We start from the raw sequence: 15466 nt of genomic DNA on the forward strand, positions 1-15466 counted from the left end.
ATCGCTGTGTGTCTGCGAGTTCGCAGACATCCCGCCTAGTCGGTTCCGGTTCACGTATCCCGCGCTCCAGCGGTGTACGACCCGGCGACCATTATCGAGAGGACGCCCATGAAGGCAGGAATCCACCCCACGTATGTCGACACCACCGTTGTGTGTGGTTGCGGCAACACCTTCCAGACTCGCTCCACCAAGGAGTCCGGCCAGATCACCGTCGAGGTCTGCTCGCAGTGCCACCCGTTCTACACCGGCAAGCAGAAGATCCTCGACACCGGCGGCCGCGTCGCTCGCTTCGAGGCTCGCTACGGCAAGCGCGCGGGCAAGAAGGCCGACGCCAGCTAGTTGCCTCACCCGACGCCCGGTTCTGCTTTCGCAGGCCGGGCGTCGGTATTTTCGGCGGCGCGAGCGCCGCGGGGTCTCGGCCTTTCGGCCTCGATTCTTCCCTCCTCCGCTCAGTCGCTTCGCTCCTTCGCTCCGTCAGTCCAGAATCGAGGCGGCCGAGACGGGCCTTCGGCCCACCAGACTCCGCAGCCGCTACCTCCCCAGTAGGAGTTCACCGACATGGCCGATCAGACGGCCCCTTCCGCCATCGACGACATTCTGGCCGAGTACGCCGGCCTGGAGACGCAGCTGGCCGATCCGTCGTTGCACAACGACGCCGGTGCGGCCCGGCGGGTGGGCAAGCGATTCGCCGAGCTGGCGCCGGTGATGTCGACCTACCGCAAGCTCGAGTCGGTGCGCGACGATCTCGAGGCGGCCCGTGAGCTGGCCGCCGACGACGCCACGTTCGCCGCCGAGGTGCCCGGCCTGGAAACCCAGCTGGTGGAGCTCGAGCAGGCACTGGCCGATCTGCTCGCTCCGCGCGACCCGCACGACGGCGACGACGTGGTGCTCGAGGTGAAGTCCGGTGAGGGCGGCGAGGAATCGGCGCTGTTCGCCGCCGACCTGGCCCGCATGTACATCCGCTACGCCGAGCGGCACGGCTGGAAGGTGGAGACGCTCGACGTCACCTATTCCGACCTGGGCGGCTACAAGGACGCGACGCTGTCGATCAAGAGCAAGGACGCGGCCCGCGACGGCGTGTGGTCGCGCTTCAAGTTCGAGGGTGGGGTGCACCGCGTGCAGCGCGTGCCCGTGACCGAGTCGCAGGGCCGCATCCACACCTCGGCCGCCGGCGTGCTGATCTACCCCGAGCCCGACGAGGTCGAGCAGGTGCAGATCGACGAGACCGACCTGCGCATCGACGTCTACCGGTCCTCCGGCAAGGGCGGCCAGGGCGTCAACACCACCGATTCCGCGGTCCGCATCACCCACCTGCCCTCCGGCATCGTGGTGACCTGCCAGAACGAGCGGTCGCAGCTGCAGAACAAGGCGCGCGCGATGCAGGTGCTCGGGGCTCGGCTGCAGGCGCTGGCCGAGGAGCAGGCCGAGCAGGAGGCGGCGGCCGGTCGGGCCAGCCAGATCCGCACGGTGGACCGTTCCGAGCGGATCCGCACCTACAACTTCCCGGAGAACCGGATCGCCGATCACCGCATCGGTTTCAAGGCGCACAACCTCGACGCCGTGCTCGACGGTGACATGGACGCGCTGCTCGACGCGCTCGGCAAGGCCGACCGCGACGCCCGGATGGCAGCCGAGTAGCCGGGATGAGCGCTCAGCGCCCGGACCGGGCAACGCGCGCCACGCTCGCCACCAGGGAGGACGCCCGCGCATGCCGGACGACACGGTGACCGAGCGGGTCCGGTTGCGTCCGCTGATCGTCGCGGCCGCCGAGCGACTGGCCGCGGCGGGCGTGGCCTCGCCCCTGCCCGATGCGGAGAACCTGGCCGCGCACGTGCTCGGGATCGACCGGATGCGGTTGGCGCTGCATCCGATGGTCGAGCCGGACGAGGCCGCGCGATTCGCCGCGCTGGTCGATCGGCGGGCCGCGCGAATCCCGTTGCAGCACTTGACCGGCACGGCCGCGATGGGCGAGATCGACCTCGCCGTGGGTCCCGGGGTGTTCGTGCCGCGCCCGGAGACCGAGCTGCTGTTCGCCTGGGCGCTGGCCTGGCTGGAGACGCTGCCCCACGACCACGCGCCGCTCGTCGTCGACCTGTGCACCGGGTCGGGCGCGCTGGCCCTGGCCATCGCGCATGCCCGCCCGGATGCCGAGGTCCACGCCGTCGAACTCGACCCCGACGCCCTGACCTGGGCCCGCCGCAACGTCGACGACCGCATCGCCGACGGCGACACCCCGATCACCCTGCACGCCGACGACGTCACCGACCCGGCCCTGCTCACGGCCCTGTCCGGCCGCGTCGACCTGGTCGTGTCGAACCCGCCCTACATCCCGGAGGCGGCGGTCCTCGACCCCGAGGTCGCCGACCACGATCCGCACCGCGCCCTCTTCGGCGGCCCCGACGGCCTCGATGTCATCCGCCGGATGGTCCCCACCATCGCCCGCCTGCTGCGCCCCGGCGGCGCCACCGCGATCGAACACGACGACACCAACGGCGGGGGAGTGGCGGCCCTGCTCGCCGCGGCCGATTTCACCGGCATCGTCGAACACGCCGACCTCGCCGACAAGCCCCGCTTCGTCGTCGCGACAGTGCCCAGCAAATCCTGAGTCCTGATCGAACGACGTGCCAGGGCCGACGAGGTCGGCCCCCGAGTCCCGGCAGCACACTTCCAGCAGGAAACGAATTCCGTGCTCGCGCATGCGCCACGGGCGTATCCCGGGGACGCCCAAAAGTCCCCCCACATTCCGCCGTCGGCCCGACAGCTAGACTCTTGCCGCATCCACAGACCAGCAAGAAACGCGGAGAGGCGGACAAGCCGTGAGTACCGTCTATGACTGTGCCGAGCAGGATTCGCGGGCCGCTGGGCTGACCGCGGCGACCAGCGCGCTGAAGTCGGGGCGGCTCGTGGTCATGCCGACGGACACGCTGTACGGCCTGGCGGCCGACGCGTTCGACGCCGACGCGGTGGGCGCGCTGCTGGCCGCCAAGCGGCGCGGTCGCGATATGCCCGTCCCGGTGCTCGTCGGGTCGTGGCACACCATCGATGGACTGGTGTTCTCGGTGCGCCCGCAGGCGCGCGAGCTGATCCGGGCGTTCTGGCCGGGCGCGCTGAGCCTGGTCGTGCAGGCCGCGCCCTCGCTGGCGTGGGACCTGGGCGATACCCGGGGCACGGTGATGCTGCGGATGCCGCTGCATCCGGTAGCGCTGGAACTGCTGCGCGAGGTCGGTCCGCTGGCCGTGTCGAGTGCCAATGTGTCGGGGCAGCCCCCGGCCAGCACCGTCGAGCAGGCGCGCGAGCAGCTGGGTTCGCTGGCGAGTGTGTATCTCGACGGCGGTCCCGCCGAGCACGCGGTGGCGTCGACGATCGTCGATCTGACCGCGGATCAGCCGCGGGTGTTGCGGGAAGGTGCGGTGGCGGTGGCCGATGTCGCGGAGGTCCTCGGTATGGCGCCGGATGCCCTGATCAGCCCCGCGCAGCGGTGATCGCACGCATCCGATGAGCACGGTCGTTCCCCTGCGCGAGCTGGTGCTCGTGCTGCTCGTCTCCGCCACGGTGACGTTCCTGGCCACCGGCGGCATCCGGGTGCTCGCCATCGCGTTCGGCGCGGTCGCGATTCCGCGTGAGCGCGATGTGCACGTCACGCCGATTCCGCGGATGGGCGGTGTCGGCATGTATGTCGGCGTGGTCGCCGCGGTGTTGTTCGCACACCAATTGCCCGCACTGCGGCGCGGTTTCGATTACGCCCCCGATATTCCGGCGGTCCTGGTCGCGGCGACGATCATCGTGCTGGTCGGCATCGTCGACGACCGGTGGGGCCTGGACGCGCTCACCAAATTCGCCGGGCAGGTGACCGCCGCGGGCGTGATGGCCGTGATGGGCCTGAGCTGGTACGTGATCTACGATCCGTTCAACGACACCACCGTCGTCCTGGACGCGCTGCAGGGCGGCCTGGTGACGGTGGGAATCACCGTCACCCTGGTGAACGCGATGAACTTCGTCGACGGCCTGGACGGCCTCGCCGCGGGCCTCGGCTTGATCTGCGCCGGCGCGGTTTTCGTGTTCTCCGTCGGTTTGCTCTATGACCAGGGCGGTTCGGTCGACACCTATCCGCCCGCGTTGCTGGCCGCCGCGCTGGCCGGTGCCTGCCTGGGATTTCTGCCGCACAATTTCTCGCCCGCCCGAATCTTCATGGGTGATTCCGGCTCGATGATGATCGGATTGATGCTGGCCGCGGTTTCCACTGGTGCCTCGGGTCGAATTCCGCTGCAGGGCTACGGCCCGCGCGACATTGTGGGTTTGCTCTCGCCGCTGTTGCTGGTGGGTGCGGTGATGTTCATTCCGGTGCTCGATCTGTTGCTGGCGATCGTGCGCCGCGTGCGCGCCGGCGTGAGTTTCTCCACACCGGACAAAATGCATCTTCATCACCGATTGCTGCAGATCGGACATTCACAGCGACGCGTTGTGCTGTTGATCTATTTGTGGGTCGGCGTGCTCGCCTTCGGCGCGGTGGGGACCTCGTTGATGGATCGGCGCCTGGTGGTGCTGCTGGTGGCGGGTGGATTGGTGTTCGCCCTGGTAGTGACCGCGATCCCGTCGATGCGCCGGATGGAGTCGGCCAATCGCTGAGAAGCGGCCGAAGGTAAAGTACGGCCCGTGAGCTTTACACCCACCCCCGTGCCAGGACCCGACGCCCCTCTGCGCACCGCGCTGCGCTACGGCCTGATCGGGCTCGGTGTCCTCGTGGTCGTCTCGGTGGTGATCGGCACCCTCGTCGCGGGTATGCCGGGTCTGTGGGGCGCGCTGCTGGGCGCGGCGATCGGCGGCGGGTTCATCCTCACCACCGTGGTGGCCGTGCTGCTGGGCGCCAAGCTGCCGCCGAGCACGGCGGGCCTGGTCATGCTGGTCAGCTGGGTCGGCAAGCTGCTGATCGCGCTGGTGATCGTCGGCGTGCTGAACCAGTTCGACTTCTACAGCAGGCCCACGCTGTTCTTCACCGTGGTCGGAGCCCTGCTCATCGTGCTGGGGGCGGAGACGTATGGCGTTGTGAGCGTGAAGGTTCCGTATGTCACGACACGCGCGGGAGACGACGAAACGGCTTCCGAGCAGGAATAATCCCACCCAGCTACACACTGTCGTAGATAGCTTGGTAAAGTGTTGGTAAGCAAGCACCCAAGCTGGAGGCGCTGCCCAGGATGACTCGGGGCATTGCCTCGGGTTACCAGGGGGGATCGCCAAGATCCTGCCCGGTGCCGCTATGCTTACTGCCGATCCGGGTGGAATGTGCCCGGTTGAAGCATGTCGACGATGTCGCCGACGCCCGAACAGAAGCTTTACGGGGTTACACCGTACGAGCAACTGTCGAATTTCGAGCCGACCAGAGTCGACCCCATTGATCGTCAATGTCCGATCGAACCGCGGGAATGACCGTCGTACCCGCGGCCCGAACACGGGAGAGAACGCTGAGCGTCATCACTTTGGCGGCGGGCGAGTTCCACGCGCCATCGCTGTCCGACTTCTTCCCTCCAGCAGTGCTGTTCGAGGGTACGCCGTTCGAACTCGACCGCCTGATGCTGATCCGGCTGCTGATGACCGCCGTTGTGGTGCTCGTCTTCGTGCTGGCTTTCCGCTCGCCGAAGATCGTGCCGCGCGGCCTGCAGAACGTGATGGAAACCGCGGTGGTTTTCGTCAAGGAGCAGATCGCCGACGAGGTACTCGGTAAGGAAACCGGTAAGCGGTTCCTCCCGCTGATCGCGACGATCTTCTTCACGGTTCTGTTCCTGAACTTCTCCAGCATTGTTCCGTTCCTGAACATCTCGTCGAATGCGCGAGTCGGCATGCCGCTGGTGCTCGCCGCGATCGCGTACATCGCGTTCAACTACGTGGGCATCCGCAAGTACGGCTTCTTCAAGTACATGCGCTCCAGCATCGTCGTTCCGGATGTGCCGCCCGCCCTGCACGTGCTGCTGATCCCGATCGAGTTCGTCTCGACGTTCATCCTGCGCCCGTTCACGCTGACCGTCCGACTCATGGCGAACATGCTGGCCGGCCACATCATGCTGGTGCTGTTCTTCAGCGCCACCTGGTTCTTCCTCTTCGATGCCACCGCGTGGATGAAGGTCTTCACGCCCTTCTCGCTGCTGGCAGGCATCGGCTTCACGCTGTTCGAGCTGCTGGTCATCTTCCTGCAGGCGTATGTGTTCGCCCTGCTGACCGCGGTGTACATCAGCCTCGCGCAGCACGCCGCCGACCACTGACCTGAATCCACACCAGTACTGCCAAACCTGCTACACACGCCGACCGGCGGGTGAGCAACAGAAAGGGAAAGAAGACTCATGAGCCTCGCTTACCTGGCCCAGGAAGCCGCGACCACCGAGAGCACCTTCAAGGGCTTCGGCGCCATCGGCTACGGTCTCGCCGCGATCGGCCCCGGCATCGGCGTGGGTATCGTCGTCGGTAAGGCCATCGAGGGCTTCGCCCGTCAGCCCGAGCTGGCCGGCCAGATCCGTACCAACATGTTCCTCGGTATCGCGTTCACCGAGGCCCTGGCGCTGATCGGCCTCGTCGCCGGCTTCATCTTCTGATTCCGATGCGCGAACTCATCACGCTCGCTGCCGAAGGGGGAGAGGATGTGAATCCTCTCATTCCCGAAACGTACGACATCGTCTGGTCGATCGTCTGCGTCGCCATCATCGGCGTGCTCTTCTGGAAATACGTGATCCCGCGTGTGACCAAGACACTCGATGAGCGTGCCGACAAGATCGAAGGCGGTATCGCCAGGGCCGCAGCCGCGCAGGAAGAGGCACAGCAGACGCTGCAGCAGTACCAGCAGCAGCTTGCCGACGCCCGGCTCGAGGCCGCACGTATCCGCGAGGATGCGCGCACCCAGGGTCAGCAGATCCTCGCGCAGATGCGCGCGGATGCCCAGGCCGAAAGCGACCGTATCGTCGCCGCCGGTCACTCCCAGCTGGAAGCCCAGCGCCAGCAGATCCTGACCGAGCTGCGCTCCGAGGTCGGCCGCACGGCCGTCGACCTGGCCGAGAAGATCATCGGCCAGTCTGTCTCGGACGAGGCCAAGCAGGCGGCGTCGATCGACAAGTTCCTCAGCGAACTCGACGACACCGACGCCATCGGGGTCGGAAGGTAACGACGCGAAAGTGAGAAGCATGTACGCAGCGAGCCGCGAGGCCAGCTCCCGGTCCCGGGAGGCGCTTCGGGCCGCTCTGACCGGAAGCGAAACTGTTGCGGCCACAACGGGGTCGGAACTGTTCGCCGTTGTCGCCGTGCTGGACGACCAGCGTTCGCTGCGTGTGGCGCTCGCGGACGTGTCGGTGCCGGGTTCGGCGCGCGCTGAACTCAGTGAGCGGATCTTCGGCGGCAAGGTCAGCGCTGCCACGCAGGCAGTGCTGACCACCGCGGTGGCCCAGAACTGGTCGCGCACCCGCGATCTGGTCGACACCCTGGTGCTGCTCGGGCAGGAGGCTCTGCTGGAGTCCGCTGCCGACGGCGGCCGGCTGGACGCGGTGGAGGACGAGCTGTTCCGGCTCGGTCGCATCATCGCCGACAACCCGCAGCTGGAGCAGGCACTGTCCGATCAGGGCAAGCCGGCCGCGGCGCGGCGTGAGCTGATCGAGCGGCTGCTGACCGGCAAGGCCGAGCCGATCACCCTGACGCTGGCCGAGCAGGCGGTGACCCGACTGCGGACCAACAACATCGGCGTCGCCTTCGGCGCCCTGTCCGATCTGGCGGCGGCCCGTCGTGACCAGATCGTCGCCCACGCGCACGCCGCGGTCGAGCTGTCCGATCAGCAGAAGGAGAAGCTCTCGGCTTCCCTGCAGCGGATCTACGGCAAGGCGGTCACCGTGCACGTGCAGGTCGACCCGACGCTGCTGAGCGGCGTCGTCGTGCGCGTCGGAGACGACGTCATCGACGGCAGCGCCACCGGCCGACTGGAGAAGCTGCGCCGGGCGCTGTCCTGATCAAGGACAGCTCACCGCAGTAATTCTCCAACCCCCGACATTCGAGACCACAGCGAGAGCAGGAACAACATGGCGGAGCTGACGATCTCCTCCGACGAGATCCGTAGCGCGATCGAGAGCTACACCCAGAGCTACACCCCGGAAACCTCCATCGAAGAAGTCGGCCTCGTGACCGACACCGGCGACGGCATCGCGCACGTCAGCGGTCTGCCTTCGGCGATGGCCAACGAGCTGCTCGAGTTCCCGGGCGGCGTCCTGGGCGTCGCGCTGAACCTCGAGGACACCGAGATCGGTGCCGTCATCCTCGGCGAGTACGCCTCGCTGGAAGAGGGCCAGCAGGTCCGCCGCACCGGCGACGTGCTGTCGGTTCCCGTCGGCGACAAGTTCCTCGGTCGCGTCGTCAACCCGCTCGGCCAGCCGATCGACGGCCTGGGCGAGATCGAGGCCGACGACCGCCGCGTGCTGGAGCTGCAGGCCGCGACCGTGCTGGAGCGCCAGCCGGTCGAAGAGCCGCTGGCCACCGGTATCACCGCGATCGACGCGCTGACCGCCATCGGCCGCGGCCAGCGTCAGCTGATCATCGGCGACCGTAAGACCGGCAAGACCGCCGTCGCCGTCGACGCGATCCTGAACCAAAAGGCGAACTGGGAGTCGGGCGACCCCAGCAAGCAGGTTCGCTGCATCTACGTCGCGATCGGCCAGAAGGGCTCCACCATCGCGGGCGTCAAGACCGCGCTCGAGGAGCACGGCGCGATGGAGTACACCACCATCGTCGCGGCCCCGGCCTCCGACTCCGCCGGCTTCAAGTGGCTGGCTCCGTACACCGGTTCGGCCATCGGCCAGCACTGGATGTACCAGGGCAAGCACGTCCTGATCGTGTTCGACGACCTGACCAAGCAGGCCGAGGCGTACCGCGCCATCTCGCTGCTGCTGCGTCGTCCGCCGGGCCGCGAGGCGTACCCCGGTGACGTCTTCTACCTGCACTCCCGCCTGCTGGAGCGTTGCGCGAAGCTGTCCGACGAGATGGGCGGCGGCTCGATGACCGGTCTGCCGATCATCGAGACCAAGGCCAACGACGTCTCGGCGTTCATCCCGACCAACGTCATCTCCATCACCGACGGCCAGGTCTTCCTCGAGTCCGACCTGTTCAACAAGGGCGTCCGCCCGGCGATCAACGTCGGTACCTCGGTCTCCCGTGTCGGTGGCGCCGCCCAGACCAAGGCCATGAAGAAGGTCGCCGGTTCGCTGCGTCTGGAAATGGCGCAGTACCGCGAGCTGGAGGCGTTCTCCGCCTTCGCTTCCGACCTGGACGCCGCCTCGCTGGCGCAGCTGGAGCGCGGTGCCCGCTGGGTGGAGCTGCTCAAGCAGAACCAGTACTCCCCGGTCGCCGTCGAGGATCAGGTCGTCTCGATCTACCTGGTCGACGCCGGCTACTACGACTCGGTGCCGGTCGGCGACGTGCGTCGCTTCACCGCCGAGCTGCTGGAGCACCTGCACAGCGCGACCCAGTCGTCCTTCGACGCGCTCGAGGGTGGCCGCAAGCCGCTCGACGGCGAGGCCGCCGACGCGATCAAGTCGGAGACCGACAAGTTCAAGGAAGGCTTCCTGGCTTCCGACGGCAGCCGTGTCGTGAACGAGGCCGCTGCCGGCGATCTGGACCACGAAGAGGTCGAGTCGCTGTCGGTCACCCGCAAGCACGTCGACAAGTAAGCCGGGTCAGGACTGATGTCGGCATATTCCGATCTGGCGAATGAAGGGAGTGTGAACCGCTAGTGGCAAGTTTGCGTGAATTGCGCTCCCGCATTCGTGGTGTGAATTCGATCAAGAAGATCACCAAGGCTCAGGAACTGATCGCGACCTCGCGAATTTCCAAGGCCCAGGCCAGGGTTGCGGCGGCCAAGCCGTACGCCGAGGAGATCACCAAGGTCCTCGGTGAGCTGGCGAGCGCCTCGAAGAACCTGTCGCACCCGCTGCTGACCGAGCGTCCCAACGCTCGTCGGGCCGCTGTCCTGGTGATCACCAGTGACAGCGGTATGTGCGGTGGCTACAACTCGAACGTGCTCAAGCGCGCCGAGGAGCTCATGACCACGCTGCGTGGCGACGGCAAGGAGCCGGTGCTGTACGTGATGGGCAACAAGGGCCTCACGTACTACAAGTTCCGCAACCGTCCGTTCCAGGCGTCGTGGACCGGCTTCTCCCAGCAGCCGAAGTACACCGATGCCTCGGCCGCGTGCCAGCACCTGGTCGAGGCCTTCATGGCCGGCTCCGAAAACGAGGTTCCCTCGCTGGACGGCACCGGGACCATCGCGGGCGTCGACGAACTGCACATCGTGTACACCAAGTTCGTCTCGATGCTGACCCAGACCCCGGAGGTGCGCCGCTTGGCGCCGATCCAGGTGAGCTTCGTCGACGAGAAGTACGAGCTCGGCGAGGACATCGTCTCGGATTCGCCGAACGCGGTGGTCACGGCGCAGTACGAATTCGAGCCGGACGCCGATGTGCTGCTGGGCGCTCTGCTGCCCAAGTACGTCAACACGCGTATCTACGCATCGTTGCTCGAGGCAGCGGCATCCGAGTCCGCGGCTCGGCGCACCGCAATGAAGGCGGCGACCGATAACGCCAACGAGCTGGCCAGTGTGCTCCAGCGCGAGGCGAACTCGGTGCGTCAGGCCCAGATCACGCAGGAAATCAGCGAAATCGTCGGCGGCGTGAACGCGCTGGCGTCGAGCTCGGACCGCGACTAGAAGCGCAGGAAGAGAACCAATCTAATGACCGCAGCTGTCACTCAGGACAACGCGACCAAGGCGGGCGCAACCGCCGGCCGCGTCGTCCGTGTCATCGGCCCCGTCGTGGACGTCGAGTTCCCGCGTGGCGCCATCCCCGAGCTGTTCAACGCTCTGCACGCCGACATCAAGCTCCCGTCGGTGGCCAAGACCCTGACCCTCGAGGTCGCGCAGCACCTCGGCGACAACATCGTGCGCACCATCTCGATGCAGCCGACCGACGGCCTGGTCCGTGGCGCGAGCGTCACCGACTCGGGCAAGCCGATCTCGGTGCCCGTCGGCGACATCGTCAAGGGCCACGTGTTCAACGCCCTCGGTGACTGCCTCGACTCGCCGGGCCTCGGCCGCGACGGCGAGCAGTGGGGCATCCACCGCAAGCCCCCGAGCTTCGACCAGCTCGAGGGTAAGACCGAGATGCTCGAGACCGGCGTCAAGGTCATCGACCTGCTGACCCCGTACGTCAAGGGCGGCAAGATCGGTCTGTTCGGTGGTGCCGGTGTCGGCAAGACCGTTCTGATCCAGGAGATGATCACCCGTATCGCTCGCGAGTTCTCCGGCACCTCGGTGTTCGCGGGCGTCGGTGAGCGTACCCGTGAGGGCACCGACCTCCACCTGGAAATGGAAGAGATGGGCGTCCTCCAGGACACCGCCCTCGTCTTCGGCCAGATGGACGAGCCGCCGGGTACGCGTATGCGCGTGGCCCTGTCCGCGCTGACCATGGCGGAGTACTTCCGCGATGTCCAGCACCAGGACGTGCTGCTCTTCATCGATAACATCTTCCGTTTCACCCAGGCCGGTTCCGAGGTCTCGACCCTGCTGGGTCGTATGCCCTCCGCCGTGGGTTACCAGCCGACGCTGGCGGACGAGATGGGTGAGCTCCAGGAGCGCATCACCTCGACCCGTGGTCGCTCGATCACCTCGCTGCAGGCGATCTACGTCCCCGCCGACGACTACACCGACCCGGCGCCGGCGACCACCTTCGCCCACCTCGATGCGACGACCGAGCTTTCGCGCCCGATCTCGCAGAAGGGCATCTACCCGGCCGTCGACCCGCTGACCTCGACCTCTCGTATCCTCGAGGCGTCGATCGTCGGTGAGCGCCACTTCCGGGTCGCCAACGAGGTCAAGCGGATCCTGCAGAAGTACAAGGAGCTGCAGGACATCATCGCCATCCTCGGTATGGACGAGCTCTCCGAGGAGGACAAGGTCCTCGTCGGCCGCGCCCGTCGTCTGGAGAAGTTCCTCGGCCAGAACTTCATCGTGGCCGAGAAGTTCACCGGTCAGCCGGGTTCGGTCGTGCCGCTGGAGCAGACCATCGACGACTTCGATCGCGTCTGCAAGGGCGAGTTCGACCACTTCCCGGAGCAGGCGTTCAACTCCTGCGGTGGTCTCGACGACGTCGAGGCCGCTGCGAAGAAGATCGCCGGGAAGTAGTCCACCATGGCGGAAATGACAGTTGATCTCGTCGCCGTCGAACGCAAGCTCTGGTCCGGCCAGGCGACGTTCGTCAGCGCGCAGACCACCGAAGGTCAGATCGGCATCATGGCGGGCCACGAGCCGCTGCTCGGCCAGCTCGTCGAGGGCGGCACGGTGACCATCGTGTCGACCGACGGCGATCGGATCGTGGCCGCGGTGCACGGCGGTTTCTTCTCGGTCACCGCCGACACCGTGCGGGTGCTGGCCGAGTCCGCGGAACTCGCGGGTGAGGTCGACGTCGACGCGGCGCGCAAGGTGCTGGCCGACGCGAGCGCCACCGAGGTGGAGCTGCGGGTCGCTCAGGGCCAGGTGCGCGCGGTCGAGGCGACCGTGACTGCCTGATCTGTTCACCGAACGACACACTGTCGGCGACGAACTCCGGTTCGTCGCCGACAGTGCTGTTTCCGGCCGTATTACCGATCCCGCCGGAGTGGCCCACATCGGGCGTGATTGAATGACGGCGGGGGTGTCTTCGACACCAGCTGAGCGAAAGGGCGTACGGCATTGCAAACCGGGATGGTTCTCCTGATCATTCTGGTGCTGACGCTCGTGTTCGTAGCAGGTGCTTCGACTTACCGGCTGGTGATGCTGCGCCGGGGCGGCACGGCCGCGCTGCTGCGGGTATTGCCCGCGCGCGGCGGCCAGGGCTGGCGGCACGGTCTCATCCGCTACGACGAGGATCGCCTCGTCTTCTTCAAATTGACCAGCCTCAAGTTCGGTCCGGACTCCACCGTGCACCGGCAGGGCCTCGAGATCGTCGAACGCCGCGCGCCACAGGGCGACGAATTCGACATCATGAGCGAGGACATCGTGGTGGTAGCCGTCACCGATCCGCACAGCAGCTTCGAGCTCGCGCTCGACCGCGGATCGATGGCGGCTTTTCTGTCGTGGGTGGAGTCGCGGCCGTCCGATCGCGCCCGCCGGACCAGGGGAGGCCAGGCATGAGCGTCCATCTCACCCGGATCTACACCAGGACCGGCGACGACGGCACCACCGGTCTGAGCGATTTCTCGCGCGTCCCCAAGACCGATCCCCGGCTGGTGGCCTACGCCGACTGCGACGAGGCCAACGCGGCACTCGGCGTCGCGGTCGCGCTCGGCGCGCCGGAGCCCGCGGTGCTCGCGGTGCTGCGCCAGGTCCAGAACGACCTTTTCGACGCGGGCGCGGATCTGTCGACCCCCGTGGTGGCCGAGCCGAAGTACCCGCCGTTGCGCATCACCCAGCCCTACATCGATCGGCTGGAGAAGTGGTGTGACGAGTTCAACGAGGGCCTGGCACCGCTGAATTCGTTCATCCTGCCCGGCGGCACGCCGATTGCCGCACTGTTGCACACGGCACGCACCGTGGTCCGGCGCGCCGAGCGTGCGGCGTGGGCGGCGGTCGAGGCCCACCCCGACGACACCAGCGTGTTGCCCGCCAAATACCTCAATCGCCTGTCGGACCTGCTGTTCATCCTCAGCCGTGCGACCAATCCCGAGGGCGACGTGCTGTGGCAGCCGGGTGGCGGAGCCGAGCGCTGAAAGCCACTCGGTGGCGCCAGGATCGGTCGGTTTGGCGTCGGGGGGCGTGTCGTCGGGCAACGGTCGATAAGCTGGCGGGGTGAGCGAACGGTTTCTGGTCTCCGGCGGTAATCAGCTCGTCGGCGAGGTCGCGGTCGGCGGCGCGAAGAACAGCGTGCTGAAGCTGATGGCCGCCGCTTTGCTGGCCGAGGGTACGACCACCATCACCAACTGCCCGGACATCCTCGATGTCCCGCTGATGGCCGAGGTGCTGCGTGGTCTCGGCTGCGACGTCACGATCTCCGACGACGAGAGCGGAGACCGCTCGGTCTGCACGATCGTCACCCCGCCGGAGCCGAAATATCACGCCGACTTCCCGGCGGTGACCCAGTTCCGCGCCTCGGTGTGTGTGCTCGGTCCGCTGATGGCGCGCTGTAAGCGCGCGGTCGTCGCGCTCCCGGGCGGTGACGCGATCGGCTCGCGGCCACTGGACATGCACCAGCAGGGCCTGCGCCTGCTCGGCGCGACCAGCGAGATCGAGCACGGATGCGTGGTCGCCCGCGCCGACGAGCTGCAGGGTGCGCGCATCCGCCTCGACTTCCCGTCCGTCGGCGCGACCGAGAACATCCTGATGGCCGCGGTGCTGGCCGAGGGGGAGACGGTCATCGACAACGCGGCGCGCGAGCCCGACATCGTCGACCTGTGCACCATGCTCGTGCAGATGGGTGCGCGGATCGACGGTGCCGGTTCCTCGGTGCTGACCGTGCAGGGCGTCAAGAGCCTGTCACCGACCACGCATCGGGTGATCGGCGACCGTATCGTCGCCGCCACCTGGGGTATCGCCGCGGCGATGACCACCGGCGATGTCCGAGTGACCGGGGTCAACCCCAAGCACTTGGCGCTGGTGCTGGACAAGCTGCGCTCGGCCGGCGCGCGGATCTCCTACGAGCCCAACGGTTTCCGTGTCGTGCAGGCCGAGCGCCCGCGCGCGGTGAACTTCGCGACGCTGCCGTTCCCGGGCTTCCCGACCGACCTGCAGCCGATGGCGATCGGCCTGGCCGCCATCGCCGACGGCACGTCGATGATCACCGAGAACGTCTTCGAGGCGCGGTTCCGCTTCGTCGAGGAGATGATCCGGCTCGGCGCCGATGCCCGCACCGACGGTCATCACGCGGTGGTCCGCGGTATCCCGCGGCTGTCCAGCGCGCCGGTGTGGTCCTCCGACATTCGCGCCGGCGCCGGTCTCGTACTGGCCGGTCTGGTCGCCGACGGCGTCACCGAAGTCCACGATGTCTTCCACATCGACCGCGGCTACCCGAAGTTCGTCGAGCAGATGCAGGCGCTGGGTGGACAGGTCGAGCGCGTCGATACGCCGAAATAGCCTGTCTGACCAGGCGATTTGACTTCGCGTTCGTCGGTGCGTAACTTTATTCGAGTCAGAGCGACGCGGTGACGCTGAGCGCCTGATTGATCATCTAGCCAGACTCACTCCTTCCGAATTTGCTTCGGTCGGGTTGCCTGCGCTAGGTTGGAACAGTTGCCCTGCGGAAGCCCCTACGAAATGTTGCGGGTGGATGCTTGTGCGTGTGTTCTTTGAGAACTCAATAGTGTGTCGATGAATGTCAGTGCCAATATTGTTATTGGTTCCGGCCTCTCATACCCCCCGGTTGACGAGGTCGGGCATTTTGAATGTCAGCAAACTTTTGCTGGTGTTCGGCATTGCTAGGTTTTC

The 15466-nt window shown here is 66.9% G+C and carries 17 protein-coding genes; all 17 read left to right on the forward strand.

Annotation, left to right across the window (positions count from 1 at the left end; translation table 11 throughout):
* Positions 1-108 precede the first annotated feature (108 nt).
* The 17 genes from rpmE (at position 109) to murA (ending at position 15115) form a co-directional block, all read left to right on the forward strand.
* Entirely contained in the window at positions 109-339 is a 231-nt protein-coding gene (gene rpmE / locus ACIO52_RS25490) for a 50S ribosomal protein L31 (RefSeq protein WP_022567395.1), read from the forward strand.
* A 219-nt stretch (positions 340-558) separates the two neighbouring features.
* On the forward strand, positions 559-1638 hold the full coding sequence (gene prfA / locus ACIO52_RS25495) for a peptide chain release factor 1 (RefSeq protein ID WP_218721192.1): 1080 nt from the start codon (positions 559-561) through the stop codon (positions 1636-1638).
* A gap of 70 nt (positions 1639-1708) precedes the next feature.
* Entirely contained in the window at positions 1709-2605 is an 897-nt protein-coding gene (gene prmC, locus ACIO52_RS25500) for a peptide chain release factor N(5)-glutamine methyltransferase (protein ID WP_402647304.1), read from the forward strand.
* A gap of 211 nt (positions 2606-2816) precedes the next feature.
* On the forward strand, positions 2817-3482 hold the full coding sequence (locus tag ACIO52_RS25505; RefSeq protein ID WP_218721190.1) for an L-threonylcarbamoyladenylate synthase: 666 nt from the start codon (positions 2817-2819) through the stop codon (positions 3480-3482).
* A 13-nt stretch (positions 3483-3495) separates the two neighbouring features.
* The gene (locus ACIO52_RS25510; protein ID WP_218721189.1) at positions 3496-4626 is read left to right on the forward strand and encodes an MraY family glycosyltransferase; all 1131 of its coding nucleotides are present in this window, start codon (positions 3496-3498) and stop codon (positions 4624-4626) included.
* A gap of 27 nt (positions 4627-4653) precedes the next feature.
* Positions 4654-5112, forward strand: a complete 459-nt coding sequence (locus ACIO52_RS25515; RefSeq protein WP_218721188.1) for a hypothetical protein — start codon at positions 4654-4656, stop codon at positions 5110-5112.
* Between the two features lie 308 nt (positions 5113-5420).
* Complete coding sequence (gene atpB / locus ACIO52_RS25520; RefSeq protein ID WP_218721212.1) at positions 5421-6254, forward strand: F0F1 ATP synthase subunit A; 834 nt, start codon at positions 5421-5423, stop codon at positions 6252-6254.
* Between the two features lie 78 nt (positions 6255-6332).
* Positions 6333-6581 (forward strand): ATP synthase F0 subunit C, encoded by a 249-nt coding sequence (locus ACIO52_RS25525; RefSeq protein WP_019045404.1) that lies wholly within the window; start codon positions 6333-6335, stop codon positions 6579-6581.
* A 5-nt stretch (positions 6582-6586) separates the two neighbouring features.
* Complete coding sequence (locus ACIO52_RS25530) at positions 6587-7144, forward strand: F0F1 ATP synthase subunit B (protein WP_218721187.1); 558 nt, start codon at positions 6587-6589, stop codon at positions 7142-7144.
* 19 nt (positions 7145-7163) lie between these two features.
* Positions 7164-7976 carry a F0F1 ATP synthase subunit delta gene (locus tag ACIO52_RS25535; RefSeq protein WP_218721186.1) on the forward strand — a complete coding sequence of 271 codons (813 nt, stop codon included), beginning with the start codon at positions 7164-7166 and terminating at the stop codon, positions 7974-7976.
* Between the two features lie 69 nt (positions 7977-8045).
* Positions 8046-9686, forward strand: a complete 1641-nt coding sequence (gene atpA, locus ACIO52_RS25540) for a F0F1 ATP synthase subunit alpha (RefSeq protein ID WP_218721185.1) — start codon at positions 8046-8048, stop codon at positions 9684-9686.
* 62 nt (positions 9687-9748) lie between these two features.
* Positions 9749-10720 (forward strand): F0F1 ATP synthase subunit gamma, encoded by a 972-nt coding sequence (locus ACIO52_RS25545; RefSeq protein WP_402647311.1) that lies wholly within the window; start codon positions 9749-9751, stop codon positions 10718-10720.
* A gap of 24 nt (positions 10721-10744) precedes the next feature.
* Complete coding sequence (atpD, locus tag ACIO52_RS25550) at positions 10745-12193, forward strand: F0F1 ATP synthase subunit beta (RefSeq protein WP_218721183.1); 1449 nt, start codon at positions 10745-10747, stop codon at positions 12191-12193.
* Between the two features lie 6 nt (positions 12194-12199).
* A complete protein-coding gene (locus tag ACIO52_RS25555) occupies positions 12200-12577 on the forward strand; it encodes a F0F1 ATP synthase subunit epsilon (RefSeq protein ID WP_218721182.1) in 378 nt (125 codons plus the stop codon).
* Between the two features lie 174 nt (positions 12578-12751).
* On the forward strand, positions 12752-13180 hold the full coding sequence (locus ACIO52_RS25560; RefSeq protein ID WP_218721181.1) for a DUF2550 domain-containing protein: 429 nt from the start codon (positions 12752-12754) through the stop codon (positions 13178-13180).
* Positions 13177-13755 (forward strand): cob(I)yrinic acid a,c-diamide adenosyltransferase, encoded by a 579-nt coding sequence (locus tag ACIO52_RS25565; protein WP_218721180.1) that lies wholly within the window; start codon positions 13177-13179, stop codon positions 13753-13755. Before ACIO52_RS25560 ends, ACIO52_RS25565 begins: the two co-directional genes overlap by 4 nt.
* A gap of 79 nt (positions 13756-13834) precedes the next feature.
* Positions 13835-15115, forward strand: coding sequence for a UDP-N-acetylglucosamine 1-carboxyvinyltransferase (murA, locus tag ACIO52_RS25570; RefSeq protein ID WP_218721179.1), 1281 nt, complete (start codon positions 13835-13837; stop codon positions 15113-15115).
* Positions 15116-15466: the final 351 nt, after the last annotated feature.

It is taken from the genome of Nocardia sp. NPDC087230, from assembly GCF_044744725.1.
GTDB classification, from domain to species: Bacteria; Actinomycetota; Actinomycetes; order Mycobacteriales; family Mycobacteriaceae; genus Nocardia; species Nocardia canadensis.